Source organism: Streptomyces sp. SCSIO ZS0520, assembly GCF_025643355.1.
Lineage (GTDB): Bacteria > Actinomycetota > Actinomycetes > Streptomycetales > Streptomycetaceae > Streptomyces > Streptomyces physcomitrii.
In genome coordinates, this window is the sequence record NZ_CP092644.1 from 3,045,118 (window position 1) to 3,061,953 (window position 16,836).

Below are 16,836 nucleotides of genomic sequence, written 5' to 3' on the forward strand. Positions count from 1 at the left end.
ATCGCCTTGGTCGCAGTCGTCGTCCTGGTCGCAGTCGTCGTCCTGATCACCGTCGTCGTCATGGCCGTGCTCGTCGTCCTGGTCGCCGTCGTAGGGGTGCTCGTCGGTCGTGCCGGTGGTCAGCCCGTGGCCGAGGGGGTCTCGCGCCAGGCCGGGAACAGCTCGTCCAGGAGCGCCTCGGTGCGGGGCGGCAGGCCGCGGGCCCCGCTGCGGGTTATCAGGTCGGTGGCGAGGGCGCGCAGGCGGTCGGTGTCGCCGAGGGCGTGCGTGGCCCGGAGCAGTTCGTGCCACAGGCGCTCGTCGGCGGGGGCCGAGCCGAGCGCGGCGTCGAGCGCCTCGATCGCCTTCTGCGCCCGGTCCTTCTCCAGGTGGAAGTCGGCGAGGGCGAGCCCGATGTCCGCGACGAGCAGCGGCAGTTGGGCGTCGATGATCTCGTGGGTGAGCCAGCCGTACCGGCCCCGCGGGCGCTCCGGCAGCAGCGGGCCGCGGACGAGCACGAGGGCGTCGGTCAGCAACCGGCCCCTGATCGCCCGGGAGTCGACCCCGCGGCCCTGGGTCGCCTCGTGGTACAGCGAGCGCAGCACGTCCAGGTCGGAGACGACCGACTTGGCGAGCGTGAGCCGCCCGGTGGCGTCGGTGCCGAGCCGGGCCATGCCGTCCGCGTCGGTGCCGAGCCACTCCCGCAGCCGGGCGATGAGCGCGTCCCGTACGTCCTCGGTGACCCCGCGCGGCCACAGCGCCGAGGCGAGCACCCGCGGATGCACGCCCTCGCGGTGCAGCAGGAGCAGCGCGAGCGCCTCGTGCAGCTGGGCGCTGCGCTCGCCGTCCGGGGTCTCCAGGCCGATGATCTCGTACGGGCCGACCAGGCGGGCGTAGACCGCGGGCCGCCCCTGTTCGCTGATGTCGACCAGGAAGGGCGGCGGGGCGGTGGCGGACTCCCCGCCCTGCCGGGCCTGCTGCGGGTCGGCCGCGACGAACAGGTCGACCACGGCGCGCTGCTGGGCAGCGGGCAGCAGCTGGGCGTCGAGTTCGAGGCCGAGCAGCGGGGCGAGCAGCCGTCCCTCGGCGGTGATCTCCATCTCCCAGGCCGCGCCCGGCAGGTCCCCGGAGCCCGTACCGACCAGGTAGCCGATGCCCAACCTGCTGGCGTCGGCGGCGAGTTCGGCGAGCGTGACCGCGTCCTCGGCCTCCGGTTCGGCGGCGAGCAGCACCAGGTGCGGGGCCCAGCGGGTGTGCTGGGCGGGCCCGGTGCGCCCGGTGAGGACGGAGTCGTGTCCGGCCGCGCCGAGCGCGCCGCGGCGCTGGCGGGTCTCGGCCTCCATGGTCTCGATGAGGGCCTCGATGCCGTCGAGGTGGCGCAGCCGGTTGGGCGCCAGCGGGGTGAGGTCCTGGCCGAAGCCGACGAGGGTGATGGTCATCCGGTCCGACCAGCCGTTGGTGGCCAGTTCGGCGGCGACCGAGGCGAAGACGGCCGCCCGGTCCTCGGCGCTGCCGCTGAGCGAGACGATGCCCGGCACCGCTTCGAGGTTGAGCAGCAGCCGGGAGTCCTCCAGGGTGCCGAGGGAGACCAGGCCCGGGTACGGGGCCGCGGTGTCCACGTCCCCGTAGCGGGCGGCGTCCGCGCGGGCGAGCATCCAGAAGGTCTGGTCCTGGCCGAGCTGCCAGGGCGCGGGCGGGTTGCCCGCGGGCTGGGCGAGCTGGAGGTGCAGATCGCCGTTGCTCAGCCAGGCCGCGTACACCGTGGGCAGCGGGCGCGAGTCCTCGGCGAGCGAGGCGGCCAGGCCGCGCAGCGAGAGGTCGAGCAGCCGCACCCCCTCCGGATCGGCGCCGACGAGCAGGGCGTCCTGGACATCGGCGGCGTCACCGGTCGGCGTCGGCGGCTCCATGCCCCGCCCGCGGACCGCGCCCATCGCCGACTGCCACAGGGCCTGGCGGCGCCGGGCGCCGAGCGCGCCGAGCAGCCCGGCCGCGAGCAGCGGGGCGGTGAGCAGCGCCTCGGGCAGGCCGAAGGAGAAGCCGCTCTCGGAGTCGGCGGCCTGCGGTGCCTGGTGGCCGCCGCCCTTGAGGTCCGCGTGCTCGAAGCCGGCGTCGGGGGCCGGGCGCTGGGTGGGCAGCGCGATGTTGGTGGTGTCCTGGTCGACCCTGCCGCCCTGCTGGCCGCCGCCCGCGCCCCGGTCGCCGGTCTTGGCGTAGTCGGCGATCTGCTCCTGGACGTCCGGGGAGACGCTCGGCGCCGCGTGCGGCATCTCGACGAGTTCGCCGCCGCGGGCGTCGCCGGGCATCTCCATGATCCAGCCGGGCCGGATCAGGCTCGCCTCGGAGAGCTTCGAACCGTCGGGCTGCGCACGGTCCTTGTTGAGTTCGTAGATCTCGTGGTAGCGGCGGCCGTCGCCGAGGTGCCGCTCCGCTATCTCCCACAGGGAGTCGTGGTGGCGGCCCTCCGGAGGCTGGATCCGGTAGAACTTCGTGTCGTCCTGCGCCGCGGCGCCGCCCTGTTCGGCGGCCTGCTCGCCCGCGTGCCGGGCCTGCTCGGCCACCGCGCTCGCGGTCTGCTCGGCGGTCTGCTGCCCCTGCCCGAAGAGTCCGGGGGTCTGCTGCGCCGAGGCCACCGGCGCCTGGTTGGGCTCCTGGAACTGCTGGCCGAGCTGCGAGAGTCCGGGCGCGAAGCTCGCCGCGGTCGCCCCGATGAGGAGGACGGCGGCGATGAGCTGCCGGGCGAGCAGCTGGCTCGGTCCCGCGCCGGGCACCCGCCCGGGCACCCCGACCCCGGTGATCGCGGCCTTGATCTCCACCAGCACACAGGCGGTGAACTGCGCCCAGGCCAGCCAGACCACGACCGTGAGCACACCCACGAAGGTCTCGACGGTGATCTCCTGCTGGAGCCAGTCCATGGACGGCGGACCGTCCGGCAGCGGCCAGCCGACGGTCACCGCCAGCGCGCCCGGCACCCCGACGAGGAGCACCACGAGCGCCACGAAGGCGAAGAACGCCCGCACGAAGTCCAGGAAGGTACGGCTCCGCGGCAACGTCTGCGTACGCGGCTGGTTCGGCCGGCCGCCGGAGCCGGTCGAGCGTGAGGTGGAGCGCGCCATGACGGAAATCCTGTGGGGAGTAGTGGAGTGGTGGAGTAGGGGAAGCAGCGGGGTGGTGCGGGCGTGCGGTGCGGGCCAGGTGCAGGTGACAGGAAGGAAGCCGGAAAGGCGACCCTACTGAGATCGTACGGACAGTGTCGAAGGCCGGGCAGGCCTGTGGATAACCCTGGGTCGGGCTTGCGGCATGGGACGCGAAAGTACGGATTCGTGTACGGAGAGGCGGTTTCCGGCCACCTCGCCCCGGCCCGCCCGGACTCACCCGGCCTCACCCGACCCCGCCCGGCCTCGTGCAAGGACGCCGAGAACGGCCCGCCCGGTTCCCTCCGCCGACCGGCCGCGCCCGGCCCACCCCGCGTTCGCGAAGTGCGCACCATCCGCGCACAGTTCACGGCCCCGGCCGCCCAAACCCCGTACCGGCGAGGGCGGATGACCGCTCCCGGGGGAACTGCCGAGGCGCCGCACCGCGTCGTAGACCCAGGAGACCCGGCGCCGCGAACCCAGGAAGCCCGGCACCACGAAGCGCCACGAAGCGCTGCGGGAGCCCTCGCTCCGGCGCCTGTCCGACGTCCACCAGGGAGCGGATGCCCGTGCCCCAGCCCCGGCCCCGAGCGGCCTTCCCAAACGTGCACAGGATCACCAGCCGGTGCCCGCCCCCGGCCGAGGCCCTGCTGATAGCTTCGTCGACGGCCTGGAACCGGCCAGCGCTCCCGCCGGCAAGGCCGCCCAGCACACCGCCGCCAAGACCGACCCGAGGGGAACCGCAACCGTGGCCCGCCGCACCCGCACCCTGCACCTCGCCGCAGCCCTGACCACCGCCGCGGCCCTCCTCCTGACCGCCTGCGGCGGTGACGGGGACGGGGACTCCCCGGACACGATCGAGGGCGCGGACAAGGGCTCCCGGTCGCCGTCGCCCTCGGCCTCCGCCTCGCCGCGCGCGGACCGGCCCGAGATCACCCTCCCGGCCGGATTCCGGGCCGAGTTCACCGGCTGGACGGACAGCGACCCGAAGGCGCAGGCGGTCCTCGACGACGGCAAGGAGCGGCTGCGCGGCTCGTACGCGGCCATCGGCGACGCCGACCCGGACGCCTCGTACCTGTCCTTCTACAGCGCCCGGGGCGCACGGGAGTCGGGCCGGAAATGGGTGGCCGGATATGAGGGCCTCACCCTCGTCGGCGAGGTCAGGGTCTACGACCCGCGGGCCCGGCTGACCGGCGCAGGCGCGGCCACGCTCTTCTACTGCGTCGACGAGAGCAAGGGCTTCAGCAAGGACCTCAAGACCGGGAAGAAGGAGGGGACTCCGAAGGGCGAGTCCCCGAAGGTGCAGTACCGGACGGCCCTGCGGAAGAACGCGCAGGGGGTCTGGGTGACGACGTCCGTCGAGTCGGAGCCAGGAGGTTGCCGGTGACCCGCCCCTCGTACCCGATACGCCGCACCCGCGCGGCACGGAGCTCCACCGCGGGACGCCGCACCCCCGCGGTACGTCCCCTCCCGGCGTGCCGGAAGGCTGCCGGAGCGACCCTGGTCGCGGTCACCGCGCTCTCCGTCGCGCTCCTGCCGACCGCCGCCTCCGCCCTCGGCGGCCCCGGGCACGAGAACGGGGGCGGCTCGGGCGGGACCGACGGCAAGGGCGGCCTGATCGCCTCGGTCACCGACTCGCAGATCCGGGTCACCGCCCCCGACGCCCCCAAGGGCGTCCCGGTCGGCTCCGTGACCTCGACCGACCCGGACTGGGAACCACCGGTCTGCTGGTACGAACCCGTCTTCACCCCCGAGCAGCTCAAGAGGAGCGTCGACGGCCTCGACGGCATGGGCGCGGTCAACGCCCACGAGTGGTGGACCAAGGGCCTCTTCGTCGACCACTACGACAAGGGTGAGCCCGCCGACAACTTCGACATCAACGACGGCTCCGGCGGGAACTCCACCGCCGAGGGGTACAGGAACTACAACATCGGCGAGCAGGGCAAGTTCTGGCGCAGCGTCGTCCGCAAGGGCCACGAGGACGACCAGAAGGCCTGGGACTGCGGCCGGGTGATGTTCTGGCAGGACGCCGGCACCATCCCCGACGACCCGCACGCGCCCAGGCCCAAGACCCTGGCCGCCTTCGCCTACGACCACATCGAGGTCCCCGAGACCGAGGTGGAGCTGCGCCCGGCGGCCAGGTCCACGGTGAATCTGCCCACCTGGGTGTGGCTGGACAAGGGCGTCTTCAAGGACGTCACGGTGCGCGCCTCCCTCGACGAGGTGGGCGTCTGGGCCGAGACCACCGCCCGGCCCGTCAGCCTCCACCTGGAACCGGGCACCGAGGACGCCGAGACCTTCCCCGCCTCCGGCGAGTGCGAGGTCGCCGAGGACGGCAGCATCGGCGCCCCGTACACCAAGGGCAGCAGCGAGAAGTCCCCGCCCTGCGGCATCCGCTACCTGCGCAAGGGCGACTTCGACCTGAAGGCCTCCGTCACCTGGGAGATCACCTGGAAGGGCTCCCAGAACACCGGCGGCGACCTCCCCGACGGCACCTTCGAGACCACCCAGGACCTGAACGTGCGGGAGATCCAGTCCGTCAACCGGTGAGGGGCGGGGCTCCCGCCGGCCGCTGAGCTCCGGGGCCCGCCGACCTCCGTACGCGACCCCGCCGACCTCCCGTACGCGGCCGATCGGCGGCGCCCCTCAGCTCTCCCGCAGAAGGGCCAGGGCGTAGCCGAGCCGGGCGTCGAACCAGTCGGCGTGCACGCGGTACGAGCGGTAGCCGGTGTGCTGCTGCGCGGTGAGGACCACCTCGTTGTCCGCCTCCCAGGTGACCGGTCGGCGGATGAAGGGCACCGCCTCGCCGCCCTCGGCCCCCGGGTCGGTGAAGGCGCCGAGCATCCCGCCGAACAGCCTGCCGCCGCTGTCCTCGCCCGCCTCCACCACCGCGGGCTTCGCCCAGTGGTAGCGCGCGACCGCCTCGCCGTGCCCCGGCTGCTGGATCCACCAGCTGTGCTGGACGGTGCGCTTGGCCGCGGGCGTGCGCTGGACGGTGCCGAGTTCGGTGCCCAGCTCGTCCTTCACCCGGAAGCGCTCGCCGCCCGCGCCGGGCACCGGCTCGACGCGGCACAGCAGCGCGGCCTCCTCGCCGGTCTCGTACAGCTCGTAGCCGCGGCTCGCGTCCTCGGCGGGGACCACCCACAGGCGCGGCGGGAAGTGCTCGGTGCCCTCCTCGGACCGTGGTACGCGGACCGCGAGGCGGCCCCTGACCGGCTTGCTGTCCGGGGCCCGCCGTTCGAGGTCGGTGACGGCGAACGCCTCCGGGGCGGGGCCGCCGAGCGGACCGTCCGGCGGGTCCGGCCTCTTCTTGCCCTCCATTGCTCTTCCTTCCTGTGCACGGCGTGGGGGGAGCGGCGTGCCGGGGCGGTCCGGCGGCGGAAGCACACCCCGGGGGGCGTTCCGGACGCCCCGGCTCGCGGCGAACGGTCGGCACACCCGCGTCATGCGTACCGGAATCCCGCTCGGTTCGCGCGTGAGGATACGGGTTCCGGCCATCGCGGCGGGAGCCTTGTCCCCACCGGATGCACCGGATGCGCCGGCTCACCGGTCCGGCGGCGGGGCGGCTTCCGCCGGTCCGCCGAGTCGCCCGAGAGGACGCACAACGGCACAACAACCCCAAACCGCCAAGGTCATGACGCAAAGGGACAGCGACGTACCCCGCATGGTCAACAACGCTTTCGAGACAGCATGATGTACGTCCGCCACTGCCGGCGCCTCACTTTCACACCGACCCGGGGGACCAGACGTGCGCACTGTCAATCCTGAGCAACTCGAAGAGCTGGCAAAGCTTCTCGACGGCAGGGGCGGCACAAAGGACAAACTGGACGAGGCCTTCACCCGGGCGCGCAACCTCAACGTCTCCGACAAGCTCGCCACCCTCAAGCCGATCCGGTCCTGGCTGACCGACACGGCGCCCGATCTGCGCAAGCGGGCGGCCATCGCCCGGGCGGAGAACGGCGATCCGCTGGGCGGGCTGCTGTGGGCGGGATTCTCCAAGAAGGACGCGGCGCGGCTGGCGCTCCACCCGGACATCGCCCTGCTCGCGATGGCCGGAGCGGCGAGCGGGGACCGCGACTTCGAGTGGCTGAAACGGGAGAAGAACGAGTCGTTCAGCCAGTGGGCGATCCGGGTCCGCGGTGAGGCCGTCGGCAAGCTCACCAACAACGAGAAGCTGGGCGAGACGGTCAGCGACTACATCAAGCTGACGGGCATGACCTCGACGGTCCCCGGCGCTTTCAAGATGGTCGCCACCGGCACGCTCGGCCTCATCAAGTACTTCAAGCCCGGTACCCACAATCCGCTCAAGGCGCCGGGGACCACCCTGGCCCAGATCCTGCGCGGCCGGGCCCCGAGCTACATCCCCAAGGGCATCGCCAAGCTGGGCATCAAGATCGGCACCAGGACACCGGCCCCGCTGCTCGACTTCCTGGCCGGCTCCAACAAGCTCGCGCAGATCCACGGCGGAAAGCTCTGGGCCTGGGAGGCCAACCTCCTCAAGACGGGCAAGAGCGCCGCGGCCCTCAAGGCGGCCGGCGGCGCCGGGAAGTTCTCCTCGCTGGCCTCCGGCCTCGGCGCCGCGAGCAAGACGGCGGGCTTCTGGCGGGTCGCGGGTGTCGGCGGCAGCGCCGTCGCCACCGTCGCGGGCGCCGTCGACGTCATCCAGCAGGGCAACCCCGTCGACGCCTTCAAGAAGAACGGCGCGGGCTACGTCGCCGATGTCTCCGGCGTCGCCTTCAACGCCTCCCTGACGGCGGCGATGGTCGCGCCGAACCCCGTCACGATCGGCGCCGCCGTGGTGACGGGCGCCGTGTACGGAGTGGCGACCATCGTCGACAACTGGGACACCGTGAAGAAGTTCCCGGGCAAGGTGGCCGACGGCGCCAAGTGGGCGGGCAACAAGGTCAAGGAAGGCGTGGGCAAGGCCGTGGACGGAGCGAAGAAACTCGGCAGCAAGCTGAATCCGTTCGACTGAGCGGGCCGGATCCGGTGACACCCCCTGGAGAGAGACATAGCCGTGCGCAGGATGGCGCCCCCGTCGCCACGCCGCCCTTCGACCGCGGGCGACCGCCCTCCGTCAACCCGCCAGAAGGGACCGCCTGCCCTGCGACCGCACGCCCTGCGACGTCCGAAAGCCTTGGCCGCTGAGGCGTTGGCCTCTGTAGCCCTGCCTGTCCCGCCCCCATCGACTCCCTGAGGAAAGTCCGTATGCCCTCCATAGACCACGCCCGACGACGACTGCGTCTCTCCGACTCCCACATCAGCGTGCTGGGAATGATCGTCGAGGAGGAGGAACTCGCGGCCGAACTGGCCGAGGCGCGCGGCGCGTTGGAGCAGGCCGGGCTGATCCTGGAGGACGGCACGCTCCACGCGGAGCTGTACCCGCTGGTCTCCACGCTGATGGACCCGCACCTGATCGCGCGCATCGAGGTCACCGGCCCGCAGGGGGTGCTGAGCAGCGGAGCCGTCGTCGGCGACGAGTTCGCCTTCTCCCACGAGGGCTGGCCGGGAGAGACCGAGTCCGTGTACGCGCCCCTGGAGGTCCGCAACCTCGTCTGGGAACTGGCGCGCATGGTCGACCTGCACACGGAGCCGCTCGACCGCGGTGATGCCACCGAGCAGATCGACTCCACGGTGGGCACCGTCGACCGCCTTCTGGAGGCCGTCGGGGACGGGGAGGATGCCTTCGAGCAGGCGGGCGCGGAGGTCGGCGCGCCCGCGCGGCTCGCCGAGATCCTGGCCCAGCTCAACTGCATGTGGCGGATCACCCTCGCCTGGCGCGGAAAGGAAGCGGAGGAGGGCGGGATGAGCGTCGCGGCGCTGGCCGTCTGGGACTGCGGCCTGGAGGGGTACTGGATACGCGAACTGCCGGCTGAGCCCATCCGCGAGGGTGAGGTCGGCGAGGACAGCGCCCTGCGGGTACGGCAGACCACCGCCAAGGAGGTCTGGGAGAAGATCACCGATCTGCTGCCCGAGGCCGAGCAGTTCGCCACCGGCGCATGACACGGTGAGAGGCCCTCACCTCCGCATACCGCCCCTCCCGTACGCGGGCGCAGACCGCCGGGGAACGCTCCGCCACCCCTGAGGACCGAGATGACCAACCTGAGCTTCGAACTCCAGCGCATCCAGGACAAGAGCGTCCACCGCAGCGAGCGCCGCTTCCTCTGGGAGGGGGTGGCCGGGCCCTTCGGTGCCGTCAAGCTCGTGTACCCGGAGGCCGGCACCTACGGCGAGCACTGGACCTCGTGGACCGAGGGCGAGCGCATTCCGTCCTTCACCTTCACCGGGATCGAGCAGGCGGACCGCCCGTCCATGCGCAGCCACCAGCTGAGCCTGCTCGACCCGGGGTCCGGTGAGTACCGGCCCTGCGACATGTCCCGGCCGCGCGGCCTGACCCGCCGGGGGCGGGCGCTGCGGATCCTCGCCGCCGACCGGCAGTACACCTACGCGCAGCAGCCGAGCAAGCGGAACCACACGCTGGCCAGGGCGGGCGTCACCCTGCACTTCGCGCGCTCCAGCTGGATGAACCCGCGCCGGATCACGGTCACCGGCAGCGGCCCCCTGGACGCGCTGGACATCAGCCTCGGCGTCCTGCTGGAGAGCGTCTACACCCGGGAACTGAGCTTCCGCGGGGCCGTGATCGCGAAGACCAGGCGCTTCACGGAGGGCTTGCTGGACCTCTCGGACTGAGGCCGGACCGGCGGTCCGGCCCCGCCCGATCCACCCGAGGGACCCGATCCATCCGATCCACCCGATCCGCCCGATCCGCCCGATCTGCGCGAGGGACCCTAGGGCCTTTCGTTTGGATCGGGCTGGATCAGGGAGCGGGGGCTGGTGCGTGCAGCTGCAAGGCGGAGGAGGGCGTCGACGCGGAGCGTCGGCAACCGACGACAACGCCGCAGATGTGCGTGCCGGCCCCCGCGAGCCCAGCCCGATCCAAACGAAAGGCCCTAGGCCTGGGCCCCCGAGAGCGCCCCGTGCAGCGCGGTGAGGAAAGCTGTCCGGTCGTGGGTGGCGATCGTCAGGCCCTCCCCCTGCCGGGTGGCGACGACGACGCTGTCCATGCCCATCGGGACGCTCCAACCGCCGCCCACGAGACGGGCGTTGCCCCGGTCGCGGGCCCGCAGACCGGACACCGGGATGTCGATCTGCTGCGCCGAGTGCGCGTAGCGCTGGGCCGTGCCGGGGGCCGCCTCGTGCAGGGCGGCGCCCACCGAGTCGGGGTCCAGCCAGACCAGCGGGAGGCGTTCCCTGCCGACGCGGAGGGTGTGGCCGTCGATGCGGATGCGGTGGTAGATCCGCTTGGAGAGCGGTACGCCCAGGAGCGGCAGCAGGACGACCGCGCCGAAGAGCACGCTCAGCCCGAGCCAGATGGCGAAGTCCTCGGGCAGCGAGGTGACGCCCATCCACACCACGAGCGCCACGTACAGGGCCAGGCAGACCCGGGTGTAGGTGCGGGGAAGCTTCTCTTCGTACAGCACGCTCGGCTCTCCTCGTACAGCGACTCGTACAGCGGACTCGTACAGCGACTCGCGCAGCGGGCTCCTGCCGCGGGCTCGCGCAGCGAATTCAACTCCCGGGCGATCCGGGGCTGTTGGGGGGCGGACGCGGACTGCTCGGCAGGCAACCCGCCGTCCCGGTACCCGGCGGTCTCAGCCCACCAGGTTCTCCGCCACCGACCGCCCCTTCACCGTCACCGAGCCCCCGTAGAACATGCCGGTGAAGACGGGGTCGTAGGTGAGCTGGACCTCGACCTCCACCTGGGCGGCGGTCGGGTTGATGCAGTGGGTGGCCGCGATGTCGGGGCCGGACATGCCCATCTCGCGGGCGAAGGTCTTGACCCGGGCGTCGCAGTTCTCGTAGTTGATCGGGCCGTCCTCGCCGCAGTTGGTGTAGAGGCACTCGCGGTCGATGTCCTGGGCGGCGAAGCGGGCGGCCTGCTCGGCGATGTCCGCGGCGCGTTCCCGCTTGGAGATGGACATGCCGCCGTCGATGACGAAGGCGGAGAGGGAGAGGAAGAGCAGGGCGAAGATGATGACCGCGCCCGCGCCGCTGCCGCGGTCGTCCATCCGCTCCCGGCGGGCCGCACACAGCTGCCGGGTACGGGTGAACAGGGCGCCGGAGCCTCGTCGTACGGGAGTGCCCGCCCGCCGCGCCGCGTTCACACCGTCCTCCGGTAGGGGTCGAGCGGGGAGCTGAAGCTCGCGGTGAGGGTGGTCGGCACGTCGAGGCCGAGCATCGCAAGTCCCCTTACCTTGCAGCTGACTTCGACGGTGAACAGGGTGTCCGGCTCGAAGCCCGGGCTGGTCTGACGGACCGTCACCGGGCCCGAGCAGACGTCCTCAAGATCTGCCTCCGCCGCCTTGCGGGCCTCCACCATCGCCGTCGCGTGGTCCTTCTGGATGGAGCCCGCGCGGGCCGCGTCCCGGGCCGCGCCGTCCAAGGCGCCGCGCCCGTCGACGAGTTGGCCGAAGGCGACCAGGACCAGGATGAACAGGATCATCACCGGCGCGAGGATGACCACCTCGATGGTGGACAGGCCCCGGTCGTCCGCGGGCGGGCGCCCCGCACCGCGAGCACGGCGCCGCAGGGCACCGGCCACCGGACTCAACCGCCGTGCCGCCGCCATCAGTTGCCCACATCCTCGACGAACCGCTCGACCGGGCCCGAGGACTGCGCGTGCACCGTCAGGTCGAGCCCGGGGAAGACGCTCGGGATGTCCGCGGTGACCTCGACGCCGACCGTGTCGGGCTCCGGCTGGAGCATCTTCACCTGGGGGCGCAGCACCAGCTTCGGGCCGAGCTGCTCGATGTAGTCGTCGACCACCCCGCGCGCCTGGCCGCGCCAGCCGGGCTCCTTGTCCGCCGTGGCCCGGGCCTTGCGCGCGCCCGCCTGGGCGGCGGCCTGGGCCACATGGTCGGCGAAGAAGTAGAGCGCGAACTGCACCGTGGCGAAGATCATGAAGAAGAGCACCGGCGTGAGCAGCACGAACTCGATCGCGGTCATGCCCGAGTCACCGCGGGTGGAGGCCTCCTCCACCCGGCGGCGGACCCATCGGCGCACGCGCACCACAGTCACTCGCTCCCCGGTTCGCTTCTTCGGCCGCCCGGTGTACGGACGGCCCCGGCACCCGGCACCGGTGGACCAAGGCCCCGGTGCCCGGCGCGTCTCAGCAGGTCTTGCTGGCGTCCGCGCCCTCGATGCAGTCGCTGACCTTGTCGGCGCCGCCCTTGAGCGCCTGGTTGATGATGGCCGCGACCACGCCGACGATCGCGACGACGACGGCCGAGATGATGACCCACTCGACCGCGGAGGCACCGCGGTCGAGCTCACCCGAACGCGCCCGGTCGATACGGGTCTTCAGAAAAGTGATCAGGAAGTCCACAGCGGGGTGGCTGAATCGCTGTCCGTTCATGGCTCTCTCAGTCCTCTCGGTGTTCTCGGTGGTCGGTGCTCAGTGGTCCGCGTCGGCGGTCCTGCTCACTCATCGGCGGCCCTTGCTCTCAACGGCCTCTGCTATCAGGGGACTTGCGGTCGGTCGCCCCGCGTACGGGGTTCCGGGGGATGCCACGTCCAGGGTGCACGACGTGGTTGCGGTCGCGGGCACACGTATCAGACCTGGAACACACGCATCGCCGCCGGGAAGATCAGGAAGACGAGGAAACCCGCGCACAGCAGCAGCTGCGCCACGAGCATGGACTGCGACTTCTCGCCCGCGCTGCCCTCGATCTCGGCGAGTTCGCGGTGCCGCATCGTCTCCGCGCGGGAGGCGAGCGACTCGCGGACCTTCGCGCCGTCGTCGGCGACCAGGGCCAACGAGGCGGAGAGGTCCTTGAGTTCCTCCACCCCGAGCCGCTCGCCGAGCGAACCCAGCGCCTGCCACTGGCTGATGCCGGTGATCCGGGCGTCGGCGAGCGCGTTGCGGATGCGCTGGGTGGCCCAGCCGTCGGAGATCTCGGCGGCCGCCATCAGCGCCTCGGGCAGACCGCGCCCGCCCGCCAGGCTCATCGAGACCAGGTCGAGATAGGCGCCGATGACCCGGCGCAGGTCCCGGCGCTTGTCGGCGGCGTCCCTGCGCACCTCCAGATCCGGCAGGAAGAAGAAGAGCGCGGCGCACAGCAGGGCCATCCAGACCGGGATGATCGGGCTGCTGCCGAAGCCCAGGGTCCAGACGATCGCGAAGAGGAACGGGCCGAAGAAGAGCCCGGCCGCGGCGAGCAGCACCTTCGTCGCGAGGAACTTCTCCCAACTGCGGTCCAGGACCGCGAGATCGGCGCGCAGCGAGCGCTGCTCCCAGCCCTGCTGGAGGTAGAAGTCGGCGACCCGGCGCCCGACGCCCGAGCGCACTCCGGCGAGCCGCCCGGTGTCCTGCTCCTGGGTGCGGTGCGAGGACTCGTAGGCGGCGCCGCGGGCCCGCATCGCGTCGATCCGGGCGACGGTGGCCACGGCGCTGCGCCGGGACGGCATCAGCGCGCGGACCAGGACGAAGATGCCGAGCCCGAGGACGGCACCGATGACCACCGGCAGGGTGAGGTTCACCGGCGGACCCCTTCCTCGTGGCTGGGCAGAGTCTGCTGCGGGGGGCCCTCGGCGTCGCCCGGCTGACCGGGGCCGGGCGCGCCCGCCCGCGGCCGGACGAACTGCACGCCCGGCTCGTCGTGGACCAGGAAGCGCTCCGGGGTCTCGATGGTGGACAGCTTGCGCAGCCACCAGAAGCCGAGCGCGAACAAGCCGCAGACGCAGGCCAGTACGAGCTGCCCGACCGGCGTCCCGTACGGCTTGACGAACTCGCGGTTGAAGACGGACAGGCCGAGGACGAAGGCCAGCGAGACGGCGACGACGATCTGCACCGAGCGCCGGGTCGAGGAGCGCTGGGCCATCACGCGCTGGCGCATGTCGACCTCCTCGCGGGCCGATTTGGCGAGCGCGCCGAGGACCTGGCGCAGGCCGGGGCCGCGCAGCCGGGCGTTGAGGATGAGGGCGGCGACGATGATGTCGGCGGAGGCGTCGTCGATCTCGTCGGCGAGGATCTGCAGCGCGTCCGGCAGCGGGGTGCGGGACCGCAGGCGGTCGACCAGGGCGTCCAGGTGCGGGCGGAGCACGGGGGCCGCGGCGCGCGCGGAGGCGGGGATGGCCTGTTCGAGGCCGACCGCACCGGCGATGGTATCGCGCAGCGACTCCGTCCAGGCGGCAAGGGCCTCGACCCGGCGCATCGCGGCGCGCTCCTCGGCGGCGCCGCCGAACAGCTTGTCCCAGAAGAAGACGAGGATGCCGGCCGCGATACCGGCGACCGCCCAGCGGGTGAGCAGCAGCACCACGAGCCCCGCGCCGACGGCGATCGAGCCCCGCTGCCCCGCGAAGCGCACCAGCTCGGAGGCGCGTTCGGAGGCCTTGTGCTTCTCGTGCGCGGGCTTGGCGGGCAGTCCGCGCAGCGCGAGCACGAGCAGCGCGAGCCCGCCGCCCGCCGCGACCCCGCAGATCAGCGAGAAGAGCACGGTGGTGGAGAAGAGACCGCCCATGGAACCCACGGAATCGAGGTTCCCCACGGCGATCCCCACCGGGTGTGGGTCCTGTGTCATCTGGTTCACCCCCAACTCCCTGTGGGCCGGTAGCCGAAGGCGGCCAGGTCCTCCAGGCAGGCGATGGGCGCGTGCGGGACGACCTGGCCGTTCGGCGCCTCGGCGAAGATCTCGCTGGACAGTACGCGGCCGTCGACGCCGTTGACCTCGCGCACCGAGGTCACCATGCGCTGGAGGCGGCCGCCGCTGTGGTAGTTGTTGCGCCGCTGGATGAAGACGACGAAGTTGACCGCGCCGGCCACCAGCATCTGGCTGGCCTCGATGGGCAGCCGCTCGTTCGCCTGGAGCGCGTAGGTCGAGATGCGGTTGAAGACCTCGCTGGAGCTGTTGGCGTGGATCGTGGACAGCGAGCCGTCGTTGCCCTGCGACATCGCGTTCAGCATGGTGACGATCTCGTCGCCGAGCACCTCGCCGACGATGACCCGCGAGGGGTTCATACGCAGCGAACGCCGCACCAGCTCGGCCATCGAAATGGTGCCCTGGCCCTCGGAGTTGGGCAGCCGCTCCTCGAAGGCGACGACGTTCGGGTGCAGGTCGGCGAAGGTGTCCAGGCCGAGTTCGAGGGCGCGCTCGACGGTGATCAGGCGCTCCTGCGGCGGGATCTCGTTGGCCAGCGCGCGCAGCAGCGTGGTCTTGCCCGCGTTGGTGGCCCCGGCGATCATGATGTTCTTACGGGCCCGGACCGCACAGGCCAGGAAGTGCGCCACCTCGGGGGTGAGCGTGCCGTTGCCCACCAGGTCGGACATGAAGACCTTGCCCATCCGGGCGCGGCGGATGGAGAGCGCCGGCCTGCGGGTCACGTCCATCACGGCGGAGAGCCGGGAGCCGTCCGGCAGCCGCAGGTCCAGCTGCGGGTTGGCGGAGTCGAAGGGGCGCGAGGACAGGCCCGAGTAGGCACCGAGTATCTGGATCAGCTCGATGAGTTCCTCGTCGGTCTCGGCGACCGCGTCGCCCTTGACCTCGCGGCCGTCCGCGTAGCCGACGAAGACCTGGTCGTAGCCGTTGATGTCGATGTTCTCGACCTCGGGGTCGTCGAGCAGCGGCTGCAGCCGCCCGACCCCGAACAGCGCCGCGTGCACGGCGGCCGCGTACTGCTCCTCGGTCTCCGCGTCCAGCGGGGTGCGCCCGGCGTTGATCTCGGTGCGCGCGTACTCCTCCAGGATCTGCGCGATCACCGCCCGGGCGTACTGGCGCTCGTCCTCGCTGGACATCGGCGTGACCCCGGACACCTGGTCCAGGCGGCGCTGCTCGGCTATGCGGTCACCGGCGTCCTGCCGGAACCGCTTGACCAGCTGGTGGTCGACGGCGGAACTCATCGCCCGGCCCCCGCGGCGGGCGTCTGCCAGCCGGCGCCGTACTGCTGGTAGAGGTCGGCGGTCACCTTGCGCGCCGAGCGGATGAGCAGCGACTTGTCCAGGCGCCCGCGGCGGCGGCCCGCCAACTGGGCGGCGCCCGCCGGGTCGTCGGCGAGGGTGCCGAAGACCCGGGCGCCGGTCTGCGCGGCCATCAGCATGTCGTTGACCTGGTGCACGGTCTTGGGGGCGTCGCCGGTGTCGCAGATCAGGATGACGCCGATCAGCGGGGTGGCGAGCGAGGCGGCGCCGCGCGGCCCGCCGTGCAGCTTCATGGACAGGGCCGCGGCCCTGTCCCGCACCCGGGCGAGCGCCTCGGGCTCGGTGCGCGAGACCAGCAGCAGCAGCGCGGCCTGCGGGAACAGCTCGATGGCCGGGGTGTCCCCGCTGATGCGTCCGCAGTCGGCGATGACGTCGGCGGGCTGGTGCGGCGAGTCGGCGAGCGAGGCGAAGGCCCGCCCGAGGGTGGGCCACAGTCCGGCCAGACCGGCCGCCTGCTCGGAGATGCCGAGCCCGACGAGCACTTCGAGACCGCCGCTCAACGGCTGTGTGTGGTCCCAGAGTTGATCCGGTACGAGGCCGCGGCGCGCGGTGGCCGCGATGGACAGCATCCCGGTGTTCGGGTTCAGCGGGCCGCCGTGCGCGGCGGCGCTGCGGTAGACCAGGTCGCCGCCCGCCGGGTCGGTCTCGGCGAGCAGGACCCGCCGGGGCCAGACGGCGGCGAGGGCGACAGCCGCGGTGGTGACGCCGGGCGAACCCTTGTCCGCGGCGAGAGCGATGAGCGCCATGGGTGCC

At 72.4% G+C, this 16,836-nt stretch carries 16 protein-coding genes; 5 read left to right on the top strand and 11 right to left on the bottom strand.

The window, feature by feature from the left end; genetic code table 11:
- Positions 1 to 119: 119 nt before the first annotated feature.
- A complete protein-coding gene (locus MID12_RS11455) occupies positions 120 to 3,092 on the bottom strand; it encodes a BTAD domain-containing putative transcriptional regulator (protein ID WP_263166648.1) in 2,973 nt (990 codons plus the stop codon).
- 643 nt (positions 3,093 to 3,735) lie between these two features.
- On the opposite strand from MID12_RS11455, the gene MID12_RS11460 reads away from it, so the two are divergent.
- Positions 3,736 to 4,497: a hypothetical protein gene (locus tag MID12_RS11460; RefSeq protein ID WP_263166650.1), complete on the top strand. Its 762-nt coding sequence runs from the start codon at positions 3,736 to 3,738 to the stop codon at positions 4,495 to 4,497.
- 113 nt (positions 4,498 to 4,610) lie between these two features.
- Positions 4,611 to 5,660 (top strand): hypothetical protein, encoded by a 1,050-nt coding sequence (locus tag MID12_RS11465; protein WP_411577056.1) that lies wholly within the window; start codon positions 4,611 to 4,613, stop codon positions 5,658 to 5,660.
- Between the two features lie 96 nt (positions 5,661 to 5,756).
- On the opposite strand, the gene MID12_RS11470 is transcribed toward MID12_RS11465, so the two are convergent.
- Complete coding sequence (locus MID12_RS11470; protein ID WP_263166653.1) at positions 5,757 to 6,431, bottom strand: hypothetical protein; 675 nt, start codon at positions 6,429 to 6,431, stop codon at positions 5,757 to 5,759.
- Positions 6,432 to 6,858: 427 nt separating this feature from the next.
- Here MID12_RS11470 and MID12_RS11475 point away from each other — a divergent pair, with 427 nt between their 5' ends.
- The 3 genes from MID12_RS11475 (at position 6,859) to MID12_RS11485 (ending at position 9,800) form a co-directional block, all read left to right on the top strand.
- Positions 6,859 to 8,085, top strand: a complete 1,227-nt coding sequence (locus MID12_RS11475) for a mucin-2 (protein ID WP_263166655.1) — start codon at positions 6,859 to 6,861, stop codon at positions 8,083 to 8,085.
- A gap of 233 nt (positions 8,086 to 8,318) precedes the next feature.
- Positions 8,319 to 9,113, top strand: coding sequence for a hypothetical protein (locus MID12_RS11480; protein WP_263166657.1), 795 nt, complete (start codon positions 8,319 to 8,321; stop codon positions 9,111 to 9,113).
- A 90-nt stretch (positions 9,114 to 9,203) separates the two neighbouring features.
- Positions 9,204 to 9,800, top strand: coding sequence for a hypothetical protein (locus MID12_RS11485; RefSeq protein WP_263166659.1), 597 nt, complete (start codon positions 9,204 to 9,206; stop codon positions 9,798 to 9,800).
- Between the two features lie 260 nt (positions 9,801 to 10,060).
- Here MID12_RS11485 and MID12_RS11490 read toward each other — a convergent pair whose 3' ends face one another.
- The 9 genes from MID12_RS11490 to MID12_RS11530 form a co-directional block, all read right to left on the bottom strand.
- Positions 10,061 to 10,591 (bottom strand): hypothetical protein, encoded by a 531-nt coding sequence (locus MID12_RS11490; protein WP_263166661.1) that lies wholly within the window; start codon positions 10,589 to 10,591, stop codon positions 10,061 to 10,063.
- A gap of 171 nt (positions 10,592 to 10,762) precedes the next feature.
- Positions 10,763 to 11,179, bottom strand: coding sequence for a Tad domain-containing protein (locus MID12_RS11495; protein WP_107071493.1), 417 nt, complete (start codon positions 11,177 to 11,179; stop codon positions 10,763 to 10,765).
- A 92-nt stretch (positions 11,180 to 11,271) separates the two neighbouring features.
- Complete coding sequence (locus tag MID12_RS11500; protein ID WP_263166663.1) at positions 11,272 to 11,739, bottom strand: TadE/TadG family type IV pilus assembly protein; 468 nt, start codon at positions 11,737 to 11,739, stop codon at positions 11,272 to 11,274.
- Positions 11,739 to 12,173: a TadE family protein gene (locus MID12_RS11505; protein WP_397915721.1), complete on the bottom strand. Its 435-nt coding sequence runs from the start codon at positions 12,171 to 12,173 to the stop codon at positions 11,739 to 11,741. The genes MID12_RS11500 and MID12_RS11505 overlap by 1 nt, the downstream gene beginning before the upstream one ends.
- Before the next feature lie 106 nt (positions 12,174 to 12,279).
- Positions 12,280 to 12,525, bottom strand: coding sequence for a hypothetical protein (locus MID12_RS11510; protein ID WP_168542488.1), 246 nt, complete (start codon positions 12,523 to 12,525; stop codon positions 12,280 to 12,282).
- A gap of 197 nt (positions 12,526 to 12,722) precedes the next feature.
- Positions 12,723 to 13,649: a type II secretion system F family protein gene (locus tag MID12_RS11515; RefSeq protein ID WP_040249647.1), complete on the bottom strand. Its 927-nt coding sequence runs from the start codon at positions 13,647 to 13,649 to the stop codon at positions 12,723 to 12,725.
- Positions 13,646 to 14,689: a type II secretion system F family protein gene (locus tag MID12_RS11520; protein ID WP_263166666.1), complete on the bottom strand. Its 1,044-nt coding sequence runs from the start codon at positions 14,687 to 14,689 to the stop codon at positions 13,646 to 13,648. Before MID12_RS11520 ends, MID12_RS11515 begins: the two co-directional genes overlap by 4 nt.
- Before the next feature lie 5 nt (positions 14,690 to 14,694).
- Positions 14,695 to 16,005, bottom strand: coding sequence for a CpaF family protein (locus tag MID12_RS11525; protein WP_040249649.1), 1,311 nt, complete (start codon positions 16,003 to 16,005; stop codon positions 14,695 to 14,697).
- Positions 16,002 to 16,829: a hypothetical protein gene (locus MID12_RS11530; protein ID WP_040249652.1), complete on the bottom strand. Its 828-nt coding sequence runs from the start codon at positions 16,827 to 16,829 to the stop codon at positions 16,002 to 16,004. The genes MID12_RS11525 and MID12_RS11530 overlap by 4 nt, the downstream gene beginning before the upstream one ends.
- Positions 16,830 to 16,836: the final 7 nt, after the last annotated feature.